Below are 23,120 nucleotides of genomic sequence, written 5' to 3'. Positions count from 1 at the left end.
GCAGTGTTCGCGATCGTCACAGCTGTCGTTCCCCCAGCTTGGACTAGACCAATTTGTGTGTCAATGCTCACACGGCGGGAACCGCGGCCCGCAGGACCGGGCGACGCGGTCGATATGCTGGCCCCATGAGCGCGGAGCCGCGGGCCGTCCCGAAGTACTACCTGCTCAAGGAGCAGCTCCGGGCGCTCGTGCGGGACGCGACCCCCGGCGCGCTCATCCCCACGGAGCGGGCGCTCGCCGAGCAGTACGCCACCTCCCGGACCACCGTCCGCCAGGCCATCGGCGAGCTCGTGGCGGAAGGGGTGCTGGGCCGGGCCCAGGGCCGGGGGACCTTCGTGGCCCCGCCGCGGTTCACCTACGTCCGCCAGCTCACCTCGTTCAGCGACGACGCCGACGCCCAGGGCCTCGTGAGCTCCTCCACGGTCCTCGACGTGAGCCGCACGGCCGCCGACGACGACGCAGCGGCCCGGCTGCGCGTGCCCGTCGGCGCCGAGCTCGCGCGGGTGGAGCGGATCCGGCTCATCAACGGCGAGCCGCTGGCCCACGAGGTCGCCCTGCTCGCCGGAGCGCTGCCCGGCCTGGCGGCGCACCTGGACCGGACCGGCTCCCTGTACACCGCGCTGCGCCAGGACTACGGCATCGACATCGTGGCGGCCGAGGACACCGTGGAGACCCGGCTCGCCGGCCCGGACGACGTCCGGCTCCTGGGCATCGAGATGGGGGCTCCCCTGCTGCTGATCCACCGGCTCGGGTTCACGGCTGACGACTCCCCCGTGGAGTGGACCCGCTCGGTGTTCCGCGGGGACAGGTTCCGCTTCCTGGCCCGGATGAAGGGGCCGCAGCACTGACCCACGAGGTCGCGGGCGCTCTCATGGGCGCGGGCGGCGCGTCGGCGGCAGAATGGGGGCAGACTATCTGTCCTCGACCGCTCCGGAGGCTCCCATGACCACGCTGCACGACTTCACCGCCACCACCCTGGACGGGCGCGAGCAGCCGCTGTCCGAGTACGCCGGGAAGGTGGTGCTCGTGGTCAACACCGCGAGCGAGTGCGGGTTCACGCCGCAGTACGAGGGACTCGAGCAGCTGTGGCGGGACTTCCGGCAGGACGGGCTCGTGGTCCTGGGCTTCCCCTGCAACCAGTTCGGGCACCAGGAGCCGGGCAGCGAGGAGGAGATCGCCGACTTCTGCAGCCGCAACTACGGCGTGACGTTCCCGATGTTCGAGAAGGTCGACGTCAACGGCCCCGGCGCCCACCCCCTGTGGTCGTGGCTGCGCGAGGAGCGGGGCGGGATCATGGGCGACGCCATCAAGTGGAACTTCACCAAGTTCCTCGTGGGCCGGGACGGGCGGGTGATCCGCCGCTTCGCCCCGAAGACCTCGCCGGCGCAGCTCGCCGGCAGCATCGAGTCGGCGCTGGCCCACGGGGAGGCGCCCGCCGGGACGGAGTCCGCCGGGACGGGCTGAGGCGGGTCAGCGGCCGGCCATCTCCCGCAGCACGTCCGCGAGCGCGGTCAGGCCCCGCTCCAGCTCCCGGTCGGTGATCACCAGCGGCGGGCTCAGCCGGATGGTGGAGCCGTGGGTGTCCTTGGCGAGGATCCCGTGGGCCACCAGCCGCTCGCAGCACTCCCGGCCGGTGCCGAGCCGCGGATCGATGTCGATCCCGGCCCACAGCCCGCGCCCGCGCACCTCGGTCAGGCCCAGCGGCGCCAGCTCCGCCAGGCCGGCGTGCAGCTTCTCCCCCATGACCCGCGCCCGCTCCTGGGGCTCCCCGGTGGCGAGGAGGGCGACGACGGCGCGGCCGACGGCGCCGGCCAGCGGGTTCCCGCCGAACGTGCTGCCGTGCTGGCCGGGCCGCAGCACCGAGAGCACGTCCGCCCGCCCCACCACCGCGGACACCGGCAGGACTCCCCCGCCCAGGGCCTTGCCCAGCAGGTAGAGGTCCGCCTCCACGTCCTCGTGCTCGCACGCCAGCGTCCGGCCGGTGCGGCCCAGCCCGGACTGGATCTCGTCCGCGACGAGCAGGACGCCGCGCTCGGCCGTGCACCGCCGCACGCCCTGCAGGTACCCCGGCGGCGGCACGATCACCCCGGCCTCGCCCTGGATGGGCTCCAGCAGCACCGCGACGGTGTCCTCGGTGACGGCCGCCTCGAGGGCGGCGAGGTCCCCGAACGGGACGGTCACGAAGCCCGGCGTGTAGGGGCCGTAGTTGCGGTGCGCCTCGTCGTCGTCGGAGAAGCTGATGACCGTGGTGGTGCGGCCGTGGAAGTTCCCCGCCGCCACCACGATCTGCGCCCGGCCCGGGGCCACCCCCTTGCGCTCGTAGCCCCACTTGCGGGCGACCTTGATCGCCGACTCCACGGCCTCGGCGCCGGTGTTCATCGGCAGCATCATGTCCTGGCCGAGCAGCTCGCACAGCTCCCGGGCGAAGGGGCCGAGCTGGTCGTTGTGGACGGCCCGGCTGGTCAGCGTCACGCGCTCCAGCTGGGTCCGGGCCGCCTCGAGGACCGCCGGGTGGCCGTGGCCGAAGTTCAGCGCCGAGTAGCCGGCGAGGAAGTCGAGGTACTCCCGGCCCTCCACGTCCGTGACGGTGGTGCCCTGGGCCCGGGCCGCCACCACGTCCAGCGGGGAGTACGTGCGCGCGGTGTACCGCTCGGCGGTCTCCACGAGTTCCCGCGTGCTCGTGCCGTGAGCGGTGCCGGCCGCGGGGTCGACGAACTGCGTCGGGGCGTGGTTCATGGGGTTTCTCCCGGTTCCTCGCTGGTGTTGTCTGGAGCGTGTGCGGTCCAGCCCATCACGTACAACGCCGCCGGGCCCGCATTACAGTCCCGGCCCCGCGCCGCGCGGGCCGTCCCCGACCTGCAGGAGGAACCGTGTTCCCCGACTTCACCGCCCACGACGTCCCCGTGGCCGACGGCACGATCCACGCCCGCACGGGCGGCGACGGCCCGCCCGTGCTCCTGCTGCACGGCTTCCCGCAGACCCACGCCATGTGGCACCACCTCGCCCCCGTGCTGGCCGAGGAGTTCACCGTGGTCGCCGCCGACCTGCGCGGCTACGGCGGCTCGCGCACGAGCAGCGAGGACCACACCTTCCGGGCGATGGCCGCCGACCAGGTGCAGCTCATGCGGGCGCTGGGCCACGACCGGTTCTCCGTCGTCGGGCACGACCGCGGCGCCCGGACCGCCCACCGGATGGCGCTCGACGCCCCCGGCGCGGTGGCGTCCGTGGCCCTGCTGGACATCCTGCCCACCCTGGAGGTGTGGCGGTCGATGGACGCGTGGATGGCCCTGCAGTACTACCACTGGGCCTTCCTCGCCCAGGGCGAGGGCCTGCCGCAGACCCTGATCGGCCACGACCCCGTGTACTTCGTGCGCCGGACGCTCCAGGGGCTCAGCGGCACGCAGGTCCCGTTCGACCCGGCGGCGCTCGCCGCCTACGAGGACGCGGCGCGGGATCCCGCCGTGGTCGACGCCTGGTGCCGCGACTACCGCGCGGCCGCCGGCCCGGACCGGGAGATCGACGAGGCGGACGAGCACGAGCAGCGGGACCTGCCCGCCCTCGTCCTGTGGGGTGCGCGGGGGCGGGTCGGGGCGCGGGAGGACCCGCTCGCGCTGTGGCGGCGGCAGTTCCCGCGGGCCACGGGCCGGGCCCTGGACGCGGGCCACTTCCTCGCCGAGGAGCGGCCGGAGGAGGTGGCGGCGGACGTCCTGGCGCACCTGCGTGCTGCGCGGACGTAGTCGCGGCCGTGACGCGGTGATCGGGAGGCGCGGCCACGGCCGCGCCTCCCGGTCACCGCGCCGGGGACCTACTTCTGCATCCACTGGTCGCTCGCGTAGTCCGTCCTCCCGTCGGCTTGGGTGAAGTCGGTGTACACCCATACCCTCAGGTACTCGCGCCCGGAGAACGTGTAGGGCCTGAGCCACACGTGCTTGGTCGCCCAGCTGTGGTGGTAGGTGGCCTTCCGCCAGCCGTCCTTCTCCACGTAGATCGTCCGCGTCCCCCAGTCGCAGTCGGTCGGGTGGCACTTGCCGTACACCCTGACGGAGCCGCCGGGAGTGACGCAGCTGCCGCCGACGGGGCACAGCACCTGGTCCGCGCAGCCCCAGTTCACGTCCACCCGGGTGACGGACCTGGTGTTCGGGTCGGTGTTGCGCCAGGTGCCCGAGATGGTGTCAGGGCCGACGCACAGGGCCTGGGCCGGTGCCGCACTCACCGTGGTGCCGACGAAAACGATGGCCAGGGCGGCCATGATTGCAGCGATCAGGGAGACGGCGGTGACGTGCCGAGCGTTCCGGAATCGCATCGTGCTGTGGGACATGACGGTTCCCTCCTTCTGAGGATGTGGCCTCTGCCGCTTCGCCCCGAGGCGGTCCGACCGTCCCGTCGAGCACCCGGCATGCATCCAGCGTGGCAGTCGGTCCCGTCCACCGAGTCCACCCCGGGATGGACTTCCGGCCTCCTCCCCCGGGAGTACACCGGCCCGGGACACCGGCGTCCACGGTGCCGGGCCGGCCCCGGCATGCTCGAGACCGCTGACCCGCCGCCCCATGCACAGCACCCGGGCGTTGTCGGAGAGCACCGAGGGTGCTGGTCCCGCCGAACAGGAGGTACGGGCCCGTGCCCAGGATGGTCCCACCGGGCGGCTCCTGGACGCCGCCGGGGTCCACGGCCACCTCTGGAGACGGGCGCCGAGCATGACCTCCGACCCGCAGCAGCTGTTCCCGGGCGAGCAGTTCATCAGCACCGTCCTCGCGGCGCTGGAGACCAAGACGACCATGTCCGGCGAGCTGGCGCGGCGCTACCTGCAGCGCGCCGGGATGGCCGGAATGATCATCGGTGTCCTGTTCGCCGCGAACTTCGCCGCGTTCGACGCCGTGCCCGCCGGGGACGCGACGCTGCGCCCCCTGGGGCGCCTGCTGGGCGCCGTGACCTTCGGCTGGGCGCTGGTCTTCATCTACTACTCGAAGTCCGAGCTCCTGACGTCCAACATGATGATCGTCTCCATCGGCGCCTACTACCGCCGCACCTCGTGGTTCAAGGCGGTGCGGCTGCTCGGGCTGTGCTATTTGGGCAACTTCCTGGGCAGGCTGCTCGTGGCCGTGGTGCTGCGCTTCAGCACCATCACGGACGGGCCCGCGCACGCGGAGATGGAGGCCGCCGTGGCGCACAAGCTCGAGTTCGTCACCAGCGGCGCCACCGGGTGGACGGACTCGACGTGGGGGCCGCGGGCGCCAACGTGGGGATCGCCCTCCTGGGCAACTTCCTGGGCGGCGGGGTCCTGATCGGCTTCTACTACGCGTACGTCAACGACGACGCCGGGTACCGCCCCCGCACCCGCTGACGCGGGATCCCCGGCGCGCTCGCTCTCGGCCGAAAACTCTTCAGCTCACTTACCTTTTGCGGGGAGACCCCGTAGCGTGGGCCGGGCACGTCATTCGAGCAGCACCCCATCGAGAAGAAGGAGCACCAGCATGCGAAGGATCCTGTTCATGGTCGGCACCGCGGTCTTCGGCCGCATCATGGCGAAGCGGCGCGAGAACAAGGCCGGGGGCCGCTAGTACCGGAAGCGCCACTCGGTGCGGGAGCGGTAGGTCTGCCCCGGGCGCAGCACCGGGTCGGAGAGCTCCGGCCGGTTCGGCGAGTCCGGGTGGTACTGGGGCTCCAGGGCGATCCCCGCTCCCCGCGGATAGGCGCGCCCGCCGGTGCCGGTGATGGTGCCGTCCAGGGCGTTGCCCGTGTACACCTGCAGGGCCGGCTGGTCGGTCCACAGCTCCACGGACCGCCCGCTCGCCGGGTGCTCCAGCCGGGCGGCGGCGCGCAGCCCGGTGCCGCGCAGGTGGAAGGAGTGGTCGATCCCGCCCACGGCCGCGATCTGCGGGTGCTCCGCCCGCACCCGGTCCCCGAGCCGGGCGGGGGCGGTGAGGTCCAGTGGCGTCCCGCGCACGGCGGCGAGGCCGTCCAGCGGCACCCCGTCCCGGCCGACCGGCAGGTACCGGTCGGCCTCGACGGTGAGCGTGTGGTCGTCGACCGTCCCCGACCCCTCCCCGGCGAGGTTGAGATAGACGTGGCTCGCGGGCCCGACCACGGTCGGGGCGTCGGTGCGGGCCTCCAGGTCCAGAGCGAGGACGTCGTCCGTGACGGCGTACCGGGCCCGGAGGACCACTTCGCCGGGAAAGCCCTGGTCACCGTCCGGGCTGACCAGCTCCAGCACCAGGACGTCGCGGCTCGCGGAGACCGTCCGCCAGGTGCGGCGGTGGAATCCGTCGGGGCCGCCGTGCAGGGTGTTGCCGCCCTCGTTGACCGCCAGTTCCACGGTGGTCCCGTCGAGGTCGAAGCGGGCCCCGGCGATCCGGTTGGCGCAGCGGCCGACCACCGCCCCCAGGAAGGCCTCCGGGGGTGCCGCGCAGCCGGCGGCGTCCGGGTGCCCCAGCACCACGTTGGTGCCGGGGCCCCCGGCCGGGCCGGGCAGGTGCAGGGCCTGGACCGCGGCGCCGAGGTCGAGCACGCACACGCTCAGCCCGCCCGGGGCGGTGAGGGTGTGCGCGGTGACCTCCCGACCGTCGGGCAGCGTCCCGAAGGACTGCGGGGCGGGCGCGGTCATTTGAGCGCGTTCGAGGCGCGGCGCTTGTTGAACACGTCGAACCCGACCGCCAGCAGGAGCACCAGGCCCTTGATGAACTGCTGGTAGTCGATGCCCACGCCCATGAGGGACATGCCGTTGTTGAGCACGCCCATGATCAGACCGCCGGTGATGGCGCCGATGATGGTGCCCACGCCACCGGTCACGGCGGCGCCGCCGATGAAGGCCGCGGCGATCGCGTCCAGCTCGAACAGGTTTCCGGCGCCCGGCCCGGCGGAGTTGAGCCGGCCGGTGAACACCAGCCCGGCCAGCGCGGCCAGCACGCCCATGTTGACGAAGAGCAGGAAGTCGACGCGCTTGGTGTTCACACCGGACAGCTGGGCCGCCTGGAGGTTGCCGCCGCGGGCGTACACGTGGCGGCCGAACACCGTCCGGTTCATGACAGCGCTGTAGGCGACCACCAGCACGCCGAGGACCACGAGCACGATCGGCGTCCCGCCGCGCGAGCTGGCCAGCAGGAAGGTGAGCGCGAGGATGACGACGACGCCGAAGACCAGCCGCGTGAGGAACCAGGCGCGCGGCTCGTCCTCGAGGTGGAGCTTCGCGCGGTTGGCCCGGCCCCGGAGCTGGCTCAGCACGAGCATGGCCGTGGCGATCAGGCCGATGCCCACCGTGGTCCAGTCCAGGATGTTGGTCGCCGGCGGGAACAGCCCCGGGAAGAGGGAGCCGCCGCCGAGCTGGCGGTACTCCGGCGGGAAGCCGGTGATTCGCTGGTTCTCGAGCACGATCTGCGTCAGCCCGCGGAAGACGAGCATGCCGGCGAGGGTCACGATGAAGGCGGGGATCCCGATGTAGGCCACCCAGAAGCCCTGCCAGGCGCCCACGAGCGCGCCGACCGCGAGGGCGGCGACGAGGGCCACCCACCACGGCAGGCTCCAGTCCCGGATCATGATCCCGGACATGGCGCCCACGAACGCGGCCACCGAGCCGACCGAGAGGTCGATGTGCCCGGCCACGATGATCATGACCATGCCGATCGCCAGCAGCAGGATGTAGCTGTTCTGGACGATGATGTTGTAGACGTTGTCCGGCTGCAGCAGCGCGCCGCCGGTCAGGGCCTGGAACAGTGTCACGATCACCAGCAGGGCCAGGAAGATGCCGATCTGGCGGAGCCGGCTCATGAGGAACCGGCCGGCGCCGGCCACGGTGGAGGCCTTCTGCGGGCCCCGGCTGTCGAGAGCCCGGTCCTCGTCGACGAGGGTGGAAGCCATGGGTCAGTCCTTTTCCTTGGTCATGTGCTGCATGAGTCGTTCGGGGGTGGCCTCGGCGATGGGCACCTCGGCGGTGATCCGGCCCTCGGCGAGCGTGTAGATCCGGTCGCAGATCCCCAGCAGCTCCGGCAGCTCGGAGGAGATGACCAGCACCGCTTTCCCCTGCGCGGCCAGCCTGTTGATGATCGTGTAGATCTCGTACTTCGCCCCCACGTCGATGCCGCGGGTGGGTTCGTCGAGGATGAGCACGTCGGGGTCGGCGAACATCCACTTGGACAGGACGACCTTCTGCTGGTTGCCGCCGGAGAGCTTGCCGGTGATCGAGGACACCGAGGGCGCCTTGATGTTCATGCTGGTGCGGTAGTCCTGCGCCACGAGCGTCTCGCGCCCGCCGTCGACCCAGCCCGCGGACGTGAGCTTGCCCAGCGCCGCCGAGGAGATGTTCCGCTTGATGTCGTCGATGAGGTTGAGCCCGTAGCGCTTGCGGTCCTCCGTGGCGTAGGCGATGCCGTGCCGGATCGCCTCGCTGACGGTGCGCGCCGTGATCTCCTCGCCGTTCTTGTACATCCGCCCGGTGATGTTGGACCCGTAGCTGCGCCCGAAGATGCTCATGGCCAGCTCCGTGCGCCCGGCGCCCATGAGCCCGGCGATGCCCACGATCTCGCCCGCCCGCACGGACAGGTGCGCGTTGTCCACCACCACCCGCGAGTGCTCCTGCGGGTGGTGCACGGTCCAGTCCTCGACGCGGAGCACCTCCGCGCCGATGTCGGGGACCCGCTCGGGGTAGCGGTTCGTCAGCTCGCGGCCCACCATGCCCTTGATGATCCGGTCCTCGGTGACCGACCCGTCGTGCAGGCTGAGGGTCTCGATGGTCTGCCCGTCGCGCAGGATCGTCACGGAGTCGGCGATCGCCCGGATCTCGTTGAGCTTGTGGCTGATGATGATGCAGGTGATCCCGTCCTCGCGCAGCCCGCGGACCAGGCCCAGCAGGTGCGCGGAGTCCTCGTCGTTGAGGGCGGCCGTGGGCTCGTCGAGGATGAGCAGCTTCACGTCCTTGGAGAGCGCCTTCGCGATCTCCACGAGCTGCTGCTTGCCCACCCCGATGTCCCCGGCCGGGACGCTGGGGTTCACGTCGAGGCCCACGCGCCGGAGCAGGTCGGCGGCCCTGGCGTTGGTCTCGTTCCAGTTGATGAACCCGCGGGTGGCGCGCTCGTTGCCGAGGAAGATGTTCTCGGCGACGGACAGGAACGGGGACAGGGCCAGCTCCTGGTGGATGATGACCACCCCGCTGCGCTCGCTGTCCTTGATGTCCCGGAAGGAGACGGTCTCGCCCTCCAGGACGATGTCCCCCTCGTAGGTGCCGTGCGGGTACACGCCGGACAGGACCTTCATGAGGGTGGACTTGCCGGCGCCGTTCTCCCCGCAGATCGCGTGGACCTCGCCGCGGGCGACGGCCAGGGTGACGTCCTGCAGCGCCTTGACGCCGGGGAAGGACTTGCTGATCCGGCGCATCTCCAGAACGTGCTCGCTCATGCGGGCCTCCTCGTCTCGAGCTGGTGGGTGGGTGGAAGGGACGGACCGGCCGGGCGGCGGAGGGCCGCCCGGCCGGTCGCGCTCACTCGAGCTCGGACGCCTCGTAGTAGCCGCTGTCCACGAGGACCTCCTGATAGTTGTCCTTCGTGACGATCTGCGACTCGAGCAGGTAGGCGGGGACCACCTTCACGCCGTTGTCGTAGGTCTCCTCGTCGTTGACCTCTGGCTCCTCGCCCTGCATCAGGGAGTCCACCATGAGCACCGCGCGCTCGCCGAGCTCGCGGACGTCCTTGAAGATCGTGGAGTACTGCTCGTCGTTGACGATCGACTTCACGGAGCCGACCTCGGCGTCCTGGCCGGTCACCACGGGCAGCTCGTCCTGGGAGTAGCCGCCGGAGCGCAGCGCGGAGATGATGCCGATCGAGAGGCCGTCGTACGGGGAGAGCACGCCGTCGAGCTGGTCGCCGCCGCCCACCGTGATGAGGTCCTCCATCCGGTCCTGGGCGGTGTCCGGCAGCCAGCGCAGGATGGCGGCCTGCTCGAACTCCGTCTGGCCGCTGGGGACGTTGAGCGTGCCGTCGTCCAGGTAGGGCTTGAGGGTGTCCATCGCGCCGTCCCAGAAGAAGGTCGCGTTGTTGTCGTCGGGGCTGCCGGCGAAGAGCTCCACGTTGAAGGGGCCCTTCTCGCCGGTGGGCTCGCCGTTCTCGTCGAGGACCCCGAGGCCGGTGAGCAGCGACGTGCCCTGCTGCACGCCCACCTCGTAGTTGTCGAAGGTCGTGTAGTAGTCCACGGTGTCCGACTCGTTGATGAGGCGGTCGTAGGCGATCACGGGGATCTCCTGGGTCTCGGCCGTGTCGAGCACGCTGGTCAGCGTGGTGCCGTCGATCGAGGCGATCACCAGGGCCTTGGCCCCGCCGTTGATCATGTTCTCGATCTGGGAGATCTGGGTGGGGATGTCGTCGTTGGCGTACTGGAGGTCCACCTCGTAGCCGAGCTCCTCGAGCTGCGCCTTGACGTTCTCGCCGTCGGCGATCCAGCGCTCAGACTGCTGCGTGGGCATCGCCACGCCGATCTTGGCGCCCTCGTTGGAGCCCGCCTCCGCGCCGCCGCCGCGGTTGCCGCCGCAGGCCGTGAGGCCCAGGGCGAGGGTCAGGGCGGTCACCCCGGTGAGGGTCTTCTTCAGGTCGATCTTCGGGGTCATGGTCGTGCCTTTCGTCGGTCCGGGCCGCGCTGCCCGGTGGTGGGAGTGTTCGAGCGAGGTCGGTGCTGGTGAGATCTCGTGGTGGACGTCAGGGGTCCTGGTCATCATGGTCGTTCCGGCCGTCCCGGTCGTCCCGCTCAGAGCTTCTGGGCGAGCCGGTAGTAGGCCGCGTTCCACCGCACCTCGCGCTGGAACTCCCGCAGGGTGGTGGTGTCGTCGATGACGAGCAGCTCGGTCCGGGTCATGTCGGCGAAGTCCCGGATCACGTCGGCGCCCACCGCGGTGCTGAGGACCGTGTGGTGGGCGGCGCCGGCGGTGAGCCAGGCCGCGGCTGAGGTCGCGAGGTCGGGGTGCGGCCGCCAGACGGCCCGGGCCACCGGCAGGTTCGGGAGCGGGGCGTCCGGGGGCACGACGTCCACGGTGTTGGCGGTGAGCCGGAACCGGTCCCGCATGTCGGACATCGCCACGACCACGCCGGGGCCGGCGTCGGTGTCGAAGACCAGGCGCACGGGGTCCTCGCGTCCGCCGATGCCCAGCGGGTGCACCTCGAGGGAGGGGCGCGCCGTGGTGAGGCTCGGGCAGACCTCCAGCATGTGGGCGCCGAGGATCTTCTCCTCCCCCGGCACCAGGTGGTACGTGTAGTCCTCCATGAGGGACGCGCCCCCGGGCAGCCCGGCGCCCATGACCTTGGCCGCCCGCACCAGCAGGGCCGTCTTCCAGTCGCCCTCCGCCCCGAACCCGTAGCCGCGGGCCATGAGCCGCTGCACGGCGAGGCCCGGCAGCTGGCGCAGCCCGCCGAGGTCCTCGAAGTTCGTGGTGAAGGCGCCGAAGCCGCCCTCCTCCAGGAACTGGAGCATCCCGAGCTCCTGCCGGGCCCCGTAGCGCAGGGACTCGTGGCGCTGCCCGCCGCGGCGCAGCTCGGGGGCCACGTCGTAGAGCTCCTCGTACTCGGCGACGAGCTCGTCCACGCGGCCCTCGGACTGGGCGTCCACCACGGCCACGAGGTCGTTGACGCCCCAGGTGTTCACGGAGACCCCGAACTGCAGCTCGGCCTCCGTCTTGTCGCCCTCGGTCACGGCGACGTTGCGCATGTTGTCGCCGAACCGGGCCACCCTGAGCCCCTGGACCGCCGCGCGGCCGGCGCACGCGCGCTGCCAGGAGGCGATCTGCGCGGTGACGCCGGGGGTCGAGACGTGGCCCACCACGGTCTTGCGCGGGACGTCGAGCCGGGTCTGGATGTAGCCGAACTCCCGGTCGCCGTGCGCGGCCTGGTTGAGGTTCATGAAGTCGAAGTCGATCTCGCCCCACGGCAGCTCGACGTTGATCTGGGTGTGCAGGTGGAGCAGCGGCTTGCGCAGGGCGTCGAGGCCGGTGATCCACATCTTGGCGGGGCTGAAGGTGTGCATCCAGGCGATCGCCCCGATCACGCCGTCCGCGGCGTTGAGCTCGAGGGCCGTGCGGCGGATCGAGTCCGCGTCCTTCAGCGTGGGCTTCCAGACCACCTCGACGGGCAGCCCGGCCTCGCCCAGCACGCGGACGATCTCGCGGGACTGCTCGGCCACCTGGCGCAGGGTGTCCTCGCCGTAGAGGTCCTGGCTGCCGGTGAGGAACCAGACCTCGTAGTGGTCAAGGGCGGTGGGCAGAGGATTCACGGGTGAGCGCTCCTGGGGTGGTGGGGACGGCCGCGGGCTGCTGGCCGTAGACGTTCTGGTAGCGGTCGAACAGGGAGTCGACGTGCGCGGGGTCGATGGGCAGCGGCTCGCCCAGCTGGCGGGAGAGGTGCACGGTGCGGGCCACGTCCTCGAGCATGGCCGCGGCCTTGACGGCGTCCCGGGCGTCCTTGCCGATGGTGAACGGTCCGTGGCTGAGCATGAGGACCGCGCGGGAGCGGTGGCCGGAGAGGGTCTCCACGATGCCGCGGCCGATCGAGTCGTCGCCGATGATCGCGAAGGGCCCCACGGGGATCTCCCCGCCGAACTCGTCCGCCATGGCCGTCAGGACGCAGGGGATGGCCTCGCCGCGGGCCGCCCAGGCCGTGGCGTAGGGAGAGTGGGTGTGGACCACTCCCCCGACCTCCGGCATGTGCCGGTAGACGTAGGCGTGGGCGGCGGTGTCGCTGGACGGCGAGCGCTCCGCGCCGGGGGTGCCGGGGACCGGCCGGCCGGCCAGGTCGCACAGGATCTGGTTCTCCGGGCCGAGGTCGTCGTAGCTCACCCCGCTGGGCTTGATCACGAAGAGGTCCGTGCCGGGGACCCGCCCGGACACGTTGCCCGCCGTCCAGACCACCAGCCCGTAGCGGACCAGTTCGGCGTGCAGGTCCGCGACCTCGCGCCGCACGCGGGCGATCCGCTCCTCGAGCTCGGGCGTCAGGGCGTTCACGCGGAGACCTCCTGGGTGGAACGGGCGTTGCGCCGGAGCGCCTTGAGCCGGCGCATGACGTCGCTGCCGCCGCGGCCGAAGTGGTCGTGCAGCGCGGTGTAGTCCTCGTAGAGGACGGAGTAGGCCTCGGTGTGCGCGGGGTTCGGGGTGTAGGCGTTGCGCTCGAGCCGGCCCATCGCCGCGGCGGCCGCCCGGACGTCCGGGTAGGCGCCGGCGGCCACGGCCGCGTGGATGGCGGAGCCCAGGGCCGGGCCCTGGTCGCTGCCGATCACCGAGATCGGCATGCCGAGCACGTCGGCGTAGATCTGCATGAGGAACGCGTTCTTGATCAGCCCGCCGGCCGCCACGAACTCGGTGACGGGGATCCCGGAGGCGGCGAAGGCCTCCACGATCGTGCGGGTCCCGAAAGCGGTGGCCTCCAGCAGGGCGCGGTAGACCTCGTGCGGGCGGGTGGCCAGGGTGAGGCCGACGAGCAGCCCGGAGAGCTCGTGGTCCACGAGCACGGACCGGTTGCCGGACTGCCAGTCCAGGGCCAGGAGCCCGTGCGCGCCCACCGGTTCGCGGCTCGCCTGCTCGGTGAGCAGCTCGTGCACGCTCAGTCCGCGCTCGGCGGCCTCCTCCTGGAGCCGCCCCGGCACGAAGTGGGCCGTGAACCAGCCGAAGATGTCGCCCACCCCGGACTGCCCGGCCTCGTAGCCGTAGAGCCCGTCGATGATCCCGCCGTCCACCACGCCGCACATCCCGGGGACCTCGCGCAGGGTGTCGGAGCTCATCACGTGGCAGGTGGAGGTGCCCATGATCGCCACCATCTGACCCGGCGCGGTGGCCCGGGCGGCGGGGGCGCTCACGTGCGCGTCGACGTTGCCCACCGCCACGGCGATGCCGGCGGGAAGGCCCGTCCACTCCGCGGCCTGCGCGCTGAGCGTGCCCGCGGCGGTGCCGAGGGCCCCGATCGGGTGGTCGACCTTGTCCTGCGCGAAGTCGGCGAACCCGGGGTTGAGGGCGTCGAGGAACTCGCGGTCGGGGTACTCGCCGTCCTGCAGGATGCCCTTGTACCCGGCGGAGCACGCGTTGCGCACGTAGCTGCCCGTCAGCTGCCAGACGATCCAGTCGGCGGCCTCCACCCAGTGGTCCATCAGGTGGTACAGCTCGGGGTCCTCCTCGAGCAGCTGCAGTCCCTTGGCGAACTCCCACTCGCTCGAGATGAGACCGCCGTAGCGGGCCAGCCAGCGCTCTCCGCGCCGGGCCGCGAGATCGTTGATGCGGTCCGCCTGGCCCTGCGCGGCGTGGTGGCGCCACAGCTTCACGTAGGCGTGCGGGCGGCCCGCCAGGCCGGGCAGCTCGTTGAGGGGCGTGCCGTCAGCCCGGACGGGGACCATGGTACAGGCGGTGAAGTCGGTGCCCACGCCCACCACGGCGCTCGGGTCCACGCCGGCGGCGCGGACGGCGGCGGGCACCGCCTGCCGCAGGACGTCCACGTAGTCGGCGGGGACCTGGAGCGCCCACTCGGGCGGCAGGGCCTCCCCCGTGGCGGCGAGCACGGTGTCCATCACGCCGTGCGCGTACTCGTGCACCGCGGAGCCCATCTCGGCGCCGTCGTGCACCCGCACGACGACGGCCCGCCCCGACAGGGTGCCGTAGTCGACGCCGATGACGTACGTGGGATCTGGGCTGGGCTGGCTCACGGAGGACCTCGTTGTCGTTCGAGCCGCACGTTCCGGAAGGGGCGGCCTCCGGCCGGCCCGCCTCGAAATGTGAACGGTCACATCTGATGTTCGGGCCAACCTACCGCAGCGTGGAAGCACGTGTCCCACATCACTTGATAACAGTTTGGTAACAGCGTGACCGAGTGTCCATCAGCCCTGGTCGGAGGCGGGCGCGGCTGTGGACTCGCGGACCTCGAGCACGGGCTCCACGTCCCCCGGCCGGACCGGCTGCTCCCCCCGCAGCTCGGCGAGCAGCACGGCCATGCAGCGCCGGCCCAGCTCGGGGAAGTCCTGGCGCACCGTGGTCAGCGGAGGCAGGAAGTGGGCGGCCTCCGGGACGTCGTCGAAGCCCACCACGCTGACGTCCCCGGGCACGTTCAGCCCGGCCTCGGCGAACGCGTGGACGAGGCCGAGCGCGATGTGGTCGTTGCCGCAGAAGACCGCGCTGAGCCCCCGGTCCCCGCGCAGTCCGAGCCCCGCGCGGTAGCCGGAGTCCGCGGTCCACGCCCCGGCGGGGACCACCACGGGCTCGAACCCCCAGGCGGTCATCTCCTCGCGGTAGCCCTGGCGGCGGGCGTCCGTCTCGACCCACCCCTCGGGGCCGGGGACGTGGACCACGCGGTGGTGCCCCAGCTCCAGCAGGTGACGGGTGGCCAGCCGGGCCCCGGCCAGCTGGTCGACCGACATCCGGTGGTCCTCGCTGTGCAGGGAGTGCACGGTGACGAACGGGATCCGGATGGACAGCTGCTCGATCACCTCCAGCGTGCGCGACTGCGGCGCGAGGATCACCAGCCCCTCCACCGCGTGGCCGACCATCCGGTCCAGGGCGGACTCGATGGAGGCGCGGTCCGCGTGGTCGATGTGGGCGGTGTCCACGACGTAGCCGGCCTCGTCGGCCGCCGTCTCGACCGCCCGGAGGCTGGCCGACGGGCCGTACTCGGCGCCCGAGGAGACGAGGGCGCCGATGGTCCTCGACTCGCTCGTGACCAGGGCGCGGGCGGCCCGGTTGGGCCGGAAGCGCAGCTCCTCCATGGCCTGCAGCACCCGCTGCCGGGTCGAGTCGCGCAGCGCGGGGTGCCCGTTGATCACCCGGGAGACCGTCTGGTGGGAGACCCCGGCCGCGCGGGCCACGTCCCGGATGTTGGGGGCGCGCGGAGGCCGTGCAGAGTTCGCACCACCCTCGACGGTCATGGCCAGAACGGTACTGCACGGCACCGGACGGACCCAGTGGAGGGGTCCCCGGGAGGGACCTCCACCCCTCCGGTGCTTGCGCGGCGGACACGTCGCACCGCATGGTGGTCCCCGGCGCCCCCGGAACCCGGGCCGCCGTCCCCCGGGCCCCCGGGAGACCCTCCACCGATCGCGGAACGGGATTCTACGCATGGAGCAACGCACACTCGGCAGGACCGGACGGAAGGTCTCCACCGTGGGCCTGGGCACGTGGCAGCTGGGCGCGGACTGGGGGGACGTCGACCCCGCCGAGGCCACCGCCGTCCTGGAGGCCGCCGTGGAGTCGGGGGTCACGTTCTTCGACACCGCCGACGTCTACGGCGACGGCCGCAGCGAGCAGACCATCGGCGCGTTCCTGCGCGAGCGCCCCGACCTGGACATCACCGTGGCCACGAAGATGGGCCGCCGCGCGGACCAGGTCCCGGAGAACTACACCCTCGCGAACTTCCGGCAGTGGGTGGACCGCTCGCGCCGGAACCTGGGCACCGACACCCTCGACCTGGTCCAGCTGCACTGCCCGCCCACGCCGGTCTACAGCGACCAGGAGGTCTACGACGCCCTGGACACCCTGGTCCAGGAGGGAGCGATCCGCCACTACGGCGTCAGCGTGGAGCGCACCGACGAGGCGCTCGCGGCCATCGCCCGCGGGAGCACCGCCACCGTCCAGATCATCCTCAACGCCTTCCGGCTCAAGCCGCTGGACGCCGTGCTGCCGGCGGCGAAGGAGGCCGGGGTGGGGATCATCGCCCGGGTGCCCCTGGCCTCGGGGCTGCTGTCCGGGAAGTACACGCCGGACACCCGGTTCGCCGCCGACGACCACCGGAACTACAACCGCGGCGGCGAGGCCTTCGACGTCGGCGAGACGTTCTCCGGGGTGGACTTCCAGCGCGGCCTCGAGGCCGTCCGCGAGTTCGCCGGACTGCTGCCGGAGGGGGTGACCACGGCGCAGGCCGCGATCGCGTGGATCATCGCCCAGGACGGCGTCAGCACCGTGATCCCCGGGGCGCGCAGCGTGGAGCAGGTCCGCGGCAACGCCTCGGCGGCGGACACCGGGGACCTGGGCCGGGAGATCGACGCCGGGGTCCGCAGGATCTACGACGCGTACTTCCGGGCGGACATCCACCCCCGCTGGTGAGCCCCTCCGGCACCTCCCCGGAAGAGCCCGGGGAGGCGCCGGGGAGGTGCCGGACGACGCCGGGGCAGTGCCGAGCCGGCGCCGTCCCGGCGTCGTTCCGGGCGACGACCGGGGCAGCCGCCGCGACCGGGAAATGCGGTGCGGCTAGGAGATCTGCAGCCCCCCGTTGATGTCGTATGTCGCCGCGGTGATGAATCCGGCGTCCTGTCCCACGAGGAACGCGAGCAGGGCCGCCATGTCCCGCACGGTGCCCACACGCCCCACCAGGATGTCCTTGGACATGTCCGCCTTGCGCTCGTCGCTCAGCGTGCCGCCCATGATGTCGGTGTCCACGGGACCGGGGGCGATGCAGTTCACGGTGATCCCGTGCTCGCCCATCTCGCGCGCCACGGCCCGGGTGAAGCCGATGATCGCGGCCTTGGACGCGCTGTAGGCCACCTTGGAGTAGGTCCCGCCGCCGCGCTGGGCGGAGATCGAGGAGACGCTGACCACGCGGCCGAGCTTGCGCTCGATCATCCCGGCCAGCACGCGCTGGGTCATCATGAACGTGCCGGTCATGTTGATGGCGAAGACCCGGTCCCACGCCTCCCGGGTCTCCTGCATGAACTCCGTGGGCGAGCTGATGCCCGCGAGGTTGACGAGGGCCACGATCGGCGGGAGCTCCGCCTCGACCCGTGCGACGGACTCGTCCACGGAGGCCTGGTCGGACACGTCCGTGCGCAGCCCGAGGGCCTGCACCCCGTGCCGTCCGGCGATGTCCTGGGCGGCCTCCGCGGCGGCCTCGCCGTCGATGTCGAGGACGGCGACGTTCCAGCCCTGGCTCGCGAGCAGGTCGGCGGTGGCGCGGCCGATGCCGCGCGGGGAGGCGGCGCCGGTGAGCACGGCGGTGCGCTCGGCGGGGAAGGCGATGGTCTCGGTCATGTCAGTCGTCTCCTGTGCGGTGGGAAAAGGGTCCGGTTGCCGGGTCGGGACCGCCGGGTGCGGTCCCGCCGCCGATGTAGTGCTCGTAGTCGGCGTAGGTCTGGTCGATGTGGGCCTCCATGGCCTTGCGCGCCGTCTCGGGGTCGCGGGTGCCGATGGCCTCCAGGACGAGCCGGTGGTGCTCGATGGCGTGCCGCTGCACCTCGGGGAAGGCGGAGGTCGCCCGCCGCTCGGCGTAGAGCAGCTGGGAGAGCTGGGCCAGCAGGACGGGCACGAACGGATTACCTGAGGCCCGGAGCACCACGTCGTGGAAGGCCATGTCGGCGCGGGTGACCTCGTCCAGGTCCTGCGCCTCGTGCGCGCGCTCGAGGTCCCGGACCGCGGTCTCCATCGCGGCGAGGTCCTCCGGGGTGACGTGCACGGCGGCCAGCTCCGCGGAGCCGGTCTCCACCATGCGCCGCACCTCCAGCAGCCGCAGCGCCACCTGGTGGGAGGTCGCCCCCCGGGAGGCGGCCTTCAGGATCGCCTCGAGGCCGGTCCACGCGTCGGGGGGGTTGACGTAGGTCCCGAGGCCGCGCCGCACGTAGACGATGTTCTGCGCCTGGAGCGCCTTGAGGGCCTCGCGCACGGTGAGCCGGCTGACGTCGGACTCCCGGGCGATCTCCGCCTCGGGGGGCAGAGCCTCGTGCGCGCCCACCTCGCCCTCGAGGATGCGTTCGAGCAGGTCCTCGGCGACGGCCTCGACCAGCGACTTCCTAGCCATCGGCTCGCCGCCGCGCCGCGGCCCTCACGGGGGGAGCGGTGCGCACGTCGGGATCGGGGTTCACGGCGCGTACCTACCTCTTGTCAGACGTCATATGTGTGACTAGCCTCACATGGAGCGCCGCTCTCGTCAATTCCCGCGCCCGGGCAGCAGCCCGGCCGTCCCACGTCCCCGAGGAGCCGATCACCGTGGATCTGCAACTACTCCTGGCACTCGTGCTGGGCATCGCCACCATCATCGTCCTGGTGCTGCGCACGCGCCTGGACGCGTTCGTGGCACTGCTCATCGCCGCCCTCGTCACCGGTCTGGTCGCGGGCCAGCCGGTGCTCGACATCGTCTCGGCCATCACCACCGGCTTCGGCAACACCCTGGCCTCGATCGGCATCGTGATCGGCCTCGGCGTGGGCATCGGCAAGATCCTCGAGGTGTCGGGGGCCGCCAACGCGCTCGCCCTCGCCTTCCTCCGCGTCTTCGGCCACGGCCGCGAGCCATGGGCGATGGGCAGCGTGGGCGCCCTGGTCTCGATCCCCGTGTTCTGCGACTCCGGCTACGTGATCATGAACCCGCTCGCCCGGTCCATCGCCCGGGTGAAGCGCGCCGGCTACGTGACCCTCGCCCTGGCGCTGGGCTGCGGCATGACGCTCACCCACCACCTCGTGCCGCCCACCCCGGGCCCCCTGGCCGTGGCCGGCATCCTCGGCGCGGACATCGGAGCGATCATCCTCGTCGGCCTGGCCTTCACCGTGCTCCTGCTGCCCGTCGTGGTTTTCTACGCCAAGTGGATCGGCCCCCAGCTCGAGCCCAAGATCGAGGAGCACGTGCGCGAGGCCGTCTACGGCACCGTTGCCACGGCCGGCGTCGGGGGCAGCTCCCGTGTCGGGAGCACGGACCTGAAGGACGGCCCCCGGGACGGTCTCGACGACGAGGCGGCTCAGGCGCCCGCCGCGGAGCCGTCCCACGACCTCGGCGAGCCGCCGGCCGGCGCCGAGCCGCACCGGATCGGCGCGTTCGTCGGATCCCTGCCGCTGGTCATCCCGCTGCTGCTGATCATCCTCAACACGGTCACCGGCGCGATCGACCAGAACGCCCAGGGGGTCGTGGGCGGCGACGGGTACGAGCCCTCCGCCTGGGCGGTCCCGTTCGCCTTCATCGGCAACCCGGTGGTCGCGCTGATCATCGGCATGGTCCTGGCCCTCTACGTGCTCCTGCCCCGGTGGACGCCCCGGAACAAGGCGCACGGCTGGTTCGCCGAGGCCGCGGCCTCGGCCGGTCTGATCCTGCTCATCACGGGCGCCGGCGGCGCGCTCGGCCAGGTGCTCCGCAGCTCCGGCGTGGGCGACGCCCTGGCCGAGGCCATCGCCTCCACCCCGCTGCCCGCGTTCCTCGTGCCGTTCCTCATCGCCACCCTCGTGCGCATCGCCCAGGGCTCCGGCACGGTGGCCATGATCACCGCGGCCTCCGTCTCGGCGCCGCTGGTGACCACCCTGGGCATCGACCCCGTCGTCGCCGCCGTGGCCTGCACGGCGGGCTCCATGGTGTTCAGCTACTTCAACGACTCCTACTTCTGGGTGGTCACCCGCTTCACCGGGCTGGAGGGCACGGACGCGCTGAAGGGCTGGTCCGGGATCACCACCGCCGTCTGGGCCGGGTCCATCCCGCTGCTGTTCGTCCTCAACCTCATCCTGGGCTGACCGCGGCAGGACGACGACAGGTCTCCGGCAGGACCGGACAGCACCGGTCGGGACGGGGCGGCGTGCCGGGGCACGCCGCCCCGTCTACGCTGTCCGGAGATCCTCCCTCCCGCGTCCTGAAAGGGTGTGCCGTGCTCACCAACGCGTCATCGGCCACGGGCCGGCGGGCCCGCCTCGGCTTCGGCTTCCTCGGCGTGGTGCTGATCGCGGTCAACCTGCGGGTCGGCTTCGTGACCGTGGGGCCGCTGCTCGAGGAGATCAGCCGCGACCTCGGCATCTCGGCGGGCCAGGCCGGGCTGCTGACCGGGCTGCCGCTGGCCATGTTCGCCCTGTTCTCCCCCGTGGCCCCGGCGGTGGCCGCCCGGACGGGCCTGGACCGGGCCCTGTGGCTGTCGCTGCTGCTGCTCGCGGCCGGGATCGCCGGCCGTTCCGCCCCGGTCGAGGGCGCCGTGTGGGTGGGCACGGCGGTGATCGGCATCGGCATCGCGTTCCTCAACGTGCTGCTGCCCTCGCTGGTGAAGCGGGAGTTCCCGCTGCGCGTGAGCCAGGTGACCGGCGTGTACACGTCGATCCAGGGCGCGGTGGCCGCGGCCGGCTCGGCGCTGGTGGTCCCGATCGCCCACGCCGGGCCGGCGGGCTGGCGCCTGGCCCTGGCGGTGTGGGCGGTGCCGGCCGTCGTGGCGCTGGTGGTGCTCTCGCCCGCGCTGCGGACCGGGAGCTCCGGGCCGGCGGTCCCCGCGGCGGAACCGGGCCCCTACCGGTCCCCGTGGCGGTCGGCGCTGGGCTGGCAGGTCACCCTGTTCATGGGCCTGCAGTCGGTGGCGTTCTACGTGCTCATGGCGTGGCTGCCGAGCATCGAGCGCAGCCACGGCGTCTCGGCGACCGCCGCGGGCACGCACATGGCGCTGTTCCTGCTGATCGGGATGGGCGCCAGCCTGGGCACCGGGGCGCTCATGCACCGGCTGGGCGACCAGCGGCCCGTGGCCTTCGCGGGCAGTGCTCTGGCCCTGGCCACCTTCGCGGGGCTGGCCGCCGCGCCGGAGCTGACGCTGCTGTGGATCGTGCTCGGGTCGATCGGCTGCGGCAGCCTCATCGTCGTCGCGCTGTCCCTGTTCAGCCTCCGGTCCACCGACCACCGCCAGGCGGCGGCCCTGTCCGGGATGGCCCAGTCCGTGGGCTACGCGCTGGCCGCGATCGCCCCCGCCGTCTTCGGCGCCCTCTACGACGCCGGAGGCCGGTGGGAGCCGCCCCTGCTGCTCATGGCGGGTCTCATGGCGGTGCTGTGCGTCGTGGCCCTCTTCGCCGGCCGCGACCGCGTCATCGGGCCGGGCCGCTGAGCGGTCCGCGCCGCCCGTCACGGCGGAACGCCGCCCGGCCGCGACGGCCGGGCGGCGTTCCGGTGGGGACTGCCGGGCGCCCGAGGGGCGCCGGAGCGGATCAGACCATGCGGCGCGGGGCGAACCACTCCTTGACCGGGGCCTTGAACGCGGTGACCAGCCACAGGACGTTCACCACGACCAGCACCAGCCCGAGGATCAGCAGGACGATCCCCAGCCCGCCGTAGGCCATCGCGCCGAGGAGGCCGATCAGGGTCCCGACCACGCTGAGGATGGACAGGACGATGCCCAGGACGCGGGCCCAGTTCTTGCCCTTCTTCAGAAAGACGTAGACGAGGGCGTACAGGCCCAGGGCGATCACCAGCATCACGATGCCGGTGATCTGCCCGATGCCCGAGGCCTGGTCGGCTGCCGCGATCTGGTCGGCGGACAGGCCCATCTCCCGGTACATCTCAGTGGTGTCCGCGGTGGTCGCGGCGATGATCCCCACGATGTCGTTGAGGAGGTAGACGGCCGCGGAGACGAGGGTCAGGGTCAGGAGCCGCTTGACCTCGGGGGGCGCGGCGCCGGGGTGCCCGCCCTGGTGGGCTCCGTACTGGTCGCCGCCGGCCTGGTACTGCGGCGGGCCGCCGCGGGCGCCCTCGGGCTGCTGGGGATAGGGGTTGCTCATGAGGATCTCCTTCGGTGGAACGGCAACGGCACAGGATGCGCCCTCCCATCCTCCCCCGCGGTGTGCGATCGCACCTCCGTCTTCAGGACGAGGCGTGTCCCCCGCCCCGGGCCCTGCGCCCTGGGGCCCGCGAGATCGCAGGTGTCGGCGACAGCGGCGCCCCCGGTCGCCGGCAGCTGCCATCTCGCGGGAGAAGGGAGGGGTCAGGTGGCGAGGGTCGCGTAGACCACGTAGTTGTCGTCGAACAGGCCGGTGGCGGGGTCGTAGCCGTCGCACGTGATCAGGCGCAGCTCCGCCCCGGCCGTGTTGCCGTAGACGGCCCGTGTGGGAAAGGCGTTCTTGGCGTGCTGCTCCCCGCGGTCGACGACGAACACCGCCGTGCTGCCGTCCGCCCGCGTGATCTCCACGGTGTCGCCGGGGGCCAGCCCGCGCAGCCCCGCGAAGACACCGGGCCCGCCGTCGGTCGCGTTGACGTGGCCGAGCAGGACGGCCGGCCCCCGCTCCCCCGGCGTGGGCGAGGACGTGTACCAGGAGGCCGGGGCCCCGGGACCGGTCGGCGGCACCTCCAGCGAGCCGTCCGGGCGCAGGCCCAGGTGCAGCAGCTCGGACGAGGCCCCCACCGCGGGGATCCGCACCGCCACGGGCGCGGACCCCGGCAGCACCGGCGGCAGCGCCTCGGGCGCCGGGGCGGCGGACGGTGCGG

Annotated in this window: 21 protein-coding genes; 7 read left to right on the top strand and 14 right to left on the bottom strand. The window is 72.4% G+C overall.

Features of this window, described 5'->3' with window-relative positions; genetic code table 11:
- The first annotated feature begins 125 nt into the window (after positions 1-125).
- Both CRM73_RS08425 and CRM73_RS08420 read left to right on the top strand, forming a co-directional pair.
- Positions 126-848 (top strand): GntR family transcriptional regulator, encoded by a 723-nt coding sequence (locus CRM73_RS08425; protein WP_035923531.1) that lies wholly within the window; start codon positions 126-128, stop codon positions 846-848.
- A 94-nt stretch (positions 849-942) separates the two neighbouring features.
- Complete coding sequence (locus CRM73_RS08420) at positions 943-1,464, top strand: glutathione peroxidase (RefSeq protein ID WP_095650202.1); 522 nt, start codon at positions 943-945, stop codon at positions 1,462-1,464.
- Positions 1,465-1,470: 6 nt separating this feature from the next.
- On the opposite strand, the gene rocD is transcribed toward CRM73_RS08420, so the two are convergent.
- Positions 1,471-2,736 carry an ornithine--oxo-acid transaminase gene (gene rocD / locus CRM73_RS08415; protein WP_172604314.1) on the bottom strand — a complete coding sequence of 422 codons (1,266 nt, stop codon included), beginning with the start codon at positions 2,734-2,736 and terminating at the stop codon, positions 1,471-1,473.
- A 134-nt stretch (positions 2,737-2,870) separates the two neighbouring features.
- Between rocD and CRM73_RS08410 the strand changes: the two genes are divergently transcribed.
- Complete coding sequence (locus tag CRM73_RS08410) at positions 2,871-3,737, top strand: alpha/beta hydrolase (RefSeq protein ID WP_229587362.1); 867 nt, start codon at positions 2,871-2,873, stop codon at positions 3,735-3,737.
- A 68-nt stretch (positions 3,738-3,805) separates the two neighbouring features.
- Here CRM73_RS08410 and CRM73_RS08405 read toward each other — a convergent pair whose 3' ends face one another.
- Positions 3,806-4,318 carry a hypothetical protein gene (locus CRM73_RS08405; RefSeq protein ID WP_035923536.1) on the bottom strand — a complete coding sequence of 171 codons (513 nt, stop codon included), beginning with the start codon at positions 4,316-4,318 and terminating at the stop codon, positions 3,806-3,808.
- 376 nt (positions 4,319-4,694) lie between these two features.
- Here CRM73_RS08405 and CRM73_RS08400 point away from each other — a divergent pair, with 376 nt between their 5' ends.
- On the top strand, positions 4,695-5,282 hold the full coding sequence (locus CRM73_RS08400; protein WP_052132675.1) for a formate/nitrite transporter family protein: 588 nt from the start codon (positions 4,695-4,697) through the stop codon (positions 5,280-5,282).
- Between the two features lie 272 nt (positions 5,283-5,554).
- On the opposite strand, the gene CRM73_RS08395 is transcribed toward CRM73_RS08400, so the two are convergent.
- The 8 genes from CRM73_RS08395 to CRM73_RS08360 form a co-directional block, all read right to left on the bottom strand.
- Entirely contained in the window at positions 5,555-6,601 is a 1,047-nt protein-coding gene (locus CRM73_RS08395) for an aldose epimerase family protein (protein WP_229587361.1), read from the bottom strand.
- Positions 6,598-7,761 (bottom strand): multiple monosaccharide ABC transporter permease, encoded by a 1,164-nt coding sequence (gene mmsB / locus CRM73_RS08390; protein WP_031283073.1) that lies wholly within the window; start codon positions 7,759-7,761, stop codon positions 6,598-6,600. Before mmsB ends, CRM73_RS08395 begins: the two co-directional genes overlap by 4 nt.
- A 93-nt stretch (positions 7,762-7,854) precedes the next feature.
- Complete coding sequence (mmsA, locus tag CRM73_RS08385) at positions 7,855-9,384, bottom strand: multiple monosaccharide ABC transporter ATP-binding protein (RefSeq protein WP_144835727.1); 1,530 nt, start codon at positions 9,382-9,384, stop codon at positions 7,855-7,857.
- An 82-nt stretch (positions 9,385-9,466) separates the two neighbouring features.
- Positions 9,467-10,585, bottom strand: coding sequence for a multiple monosaccharide ABC transporter substrate-binding protein (chvE, locus tag CRM73_RS08380; RefSeq protein ID WP_017833605.1), 1,119 nt, complete (start codon positions 10,583-10,585; stop codon positions 9,467-9,469).
- Between the two features lie 137 nt (positions 10,586-10,722).
- Positions 10,723-12,237 (bottom strand): L-arabinose isomerase, encoded by a 1,515-nt coding sequence (araA, locus tag CRM73_RS08375; protein WP_229587360.1) that lies wholly within the window; start codon positions 12,235-12,237, stop codon positions 10,723-10,725.
- On the bottom strand, positions 12,212-12,964 hold the full coding sequence (locus tag CRM73_RS08370; protein WP_229587359.1) for an L-ribulose-5-phosphate 4-epimerase: 753 nt from the start codon (positions 12,962-12,964) through the stop codon (positions 12,212-12,214). Before CRM73_RS08370 ends, araA begins: the two co-directional genes overlap by 26 nt.
- A complete protein-coding gene (gene araB / locus CRM73_RS08365) occupies positions 12,961-14,649 on the bottom strand; it encodes a ribulokinase (protein ID WP_126349702.1) in 1,689 nt (562 codons plus the stop codon). Before araB ends, CRM73_RS08370 begins: the two co-directional genes overlap by 4 nt.
- A gap of 171 nt (positions 14,650-14,820) precedes the next feature.
- A complete protein-coding gene (locus tag CRM73_RS08360) occupies positions 14,821-15,861 on the bottom strand; it encodes a LacI family DNA-binding transcriptional regulator (protein WP_229587358.1) in 1,041 nt (346 codons plus the stop codon).
- A 190-nt stretch (positions 15,862-16,051) separates the two neighbouring features.
- On the opposite strand from CRM73_RS08360, the gene CRM73_RS08355 reads away from it, so the two are divergent.
- Entirely contained in the window at positions 16,052-17,035 is a 984-nt protein-coding gene (locus tag CRM73_RS08355) for an aldo/keto reductase (protein WP_229587357.1), read from the top strand.
- Between the two features lie 144 nt (positions 17,036-17,179).
- Here the strand turns inward: CRM73_RS08355 and CRM73_RS08350 are convergent, their stop codons facing one another.
- Entirely contained in the window at positions 17,180-17,956 is a 777-nt protein-coding gene (locus CRM73_RS08350) for an SDR family NAD(P)-dependent oxidoreductase (RefSeq protein ID WP_035923560.1), read from the bottom strand.
- Between the two features lies 1 nt (position 17,957).
- Positions 17,958-18,719, bottom strand: a complete 762-nt coding sequence (locus tag CRM73_RS08345; protein WP_035923562.1) for a FadR/GntR family transcriptional regulator — start codon at positions 18,717-18,719, stop codon at positions 17,958-17,960.
- A 188-nt stretch (positions 18,720-18,907) separates the two neighbouring features.
- On the opposite strand from CRM73_RS08345, the gene CRM73_RS08340 reads away from it, so the two are divergent.
- Both CRM73_RS08340 and CRM73_RS08335 read left to right on the top strand, forming a co-directional pair.
- Positions 18,908-20,410 (top strand): SLC13 family permease, encoded by a 1,503-nt coding sequence (locus CRM73_RS08340; RefSeq protein WP_229587356.1) that lies wholly within the window; start codon positions 18,908-18,910, stop codon positions 20,408-20,410.
- A gap of 131 nt (positions 20,411-20,541) precedes the next feature.
- A complete protein-coding gene (locus CRM73_RS08335; protein ID WP_229587355.1) occupies positions 20,542-21,747 on the top strand; it encodes an MFS transporter in 1,206 nt (401 codons plus the stop codon).
- Between the two features lie 100 nt (positions 21,748-21,847).
- On the opposite strand, the gene CRM73_RS08330 is transcribed toward CRM73_RS08335, so the two are convergent.
- Together CRM73_RS08330 and CRM73_RS08325 are read right to left on the bottom strand one after the other, a co-directional pair.
- Complete coding sequence (locus CRM73_RS08330; RefSeq protein ID WP_229587354.1) at positions 21,848-22,417, bottom strand: hypothetical protein; 570 nt, start codon at positions 22,415-22,417, stop codon at positions 21,848-21,850.
- A 203-nt stretch (positions 22,418-22,620) separates the two neighbouring features.
- A partial coding sequence (locus CRM73_RS08325) for a class F sortase (RefSeq protein WP_229587353.1) occupies positions 22,621-23,120 on the bottom strand: 500 nt, incomplete at its 5' end.

This window comes from Kocuria sp. CCUG 69068 (assembly GCF_020833785.1).
GTDB classification, from domain to species: domain Bacteria; phylum Actinomycetota; class Actinomycetes; order Actinomycetales; family Micrococcaceae; genus Kocuria; species Kocuria rosea.
This window is presented reverse-complemented; position numbering and strand designations above follow the sequence as displayed.

Excerpts from the sequence above, each read along its gene's own strand:
- CRM73_RS08405 (WP_035923536.1), bottom strand. The coding sequence starts at position 4,318 with ATGTCCCACAGCACGATGCGATTCCGGAACGCTCGGCACGTCACCGCC.
- CRM73_RS08400 (WP_052132675.1), top strand. The coding sequence starts at position 4,695 with ATGACCTCCGACCCGCAGCAGCTGTTCCCGGGCGAGCAGTTCATCAGC.
- CRM73_RS08330 (WP_229587354.1), bottom strand. The coding sequence starts at position 22,417 with ATGAGCAACCCCTATCCCCAGCAGCCCGAGGGCGCCCGCGGCGGCCCG.
- CRM73_RS08350 (WP_035923560.1), bottom strand. The coding sequence starts at position 17,956 with ATGACCGAGACCATCGCCTTCCCCGCCGAGCGCACCGCCGTGCTCACC.
- CRM73_RS08425 (WP_035923531.1), top strand. The coding sequence starts at position 126 with ATGAGCGCGGAGCCGCGGGCCGTCCCGAAGTACTACCTGCTCAAGGAG.
- CRM73_RS08420 (WP_095650202.1), top strand. The coding sequence starts at position 943 with ATGACCACGCTGCACGACTTCACCGCCACCACCCTGGACGGGCGCGAG.
- CRM73_RS08360 (WP_229587358.1), bottom strand. The coding sequence starts at position 15,861 with ATGACCGTCGAGGGTGGTGCGAACTCTGCACGGCCTCCGCGCGCCCCC.
- mmsA (WP_144835727.1), bottom strand. The coding sequence starts at position 9,384 with ATGAGCGAGCACGTTCTGGAGATGCGCCGGATCAGCAAGTCCTTCCCC.
- mmsB (WP_031283073.1), bottom strand. The coding sequence starts at position 7,761 with ATGAGCCGGCTCCGCCAGATCGGCATCTTCCTGGCCCTGCTGGTGATC.
- CRM73_RS08355 (WP_229587357.1), top strand. The coding sequence starts at position 16,052 with ATGGAGCAACGCACACTCGGCAGGACCGGACGGAAGGTCTCCACCGTG.
- CRM73_RS08345 (WP_035923562.1), bottom strand. The coding sequence starts at position 18,719 with ATGGCTAGGAAGTCGCTGGTCGAGGCCGTCGCCGAGGACCTGCTCGAA.
- chvE (WP_017833605.1), bottom strand. The coding sequence starts at position 10,585 with ATGACCCCGAAGATCGACCTGAAGAAGACCCTCACCGGGGTGACCGCC.
- rocD (WP_172604314.1), bottom strand. The coding sequence starts at position 2,736 with ATGAACCACGCCCCGACGCAGTTCGTCGACCCCGCGGCCGGCACCGCT.
- CRM73_RS08395 (WP_229587361.1), bottom strand. The coding sequence starts at position 6,601 with ATGACCGCGCCCGCCCCGCAGTCCTTCGGGACGCTGCCCGACGGTCGG.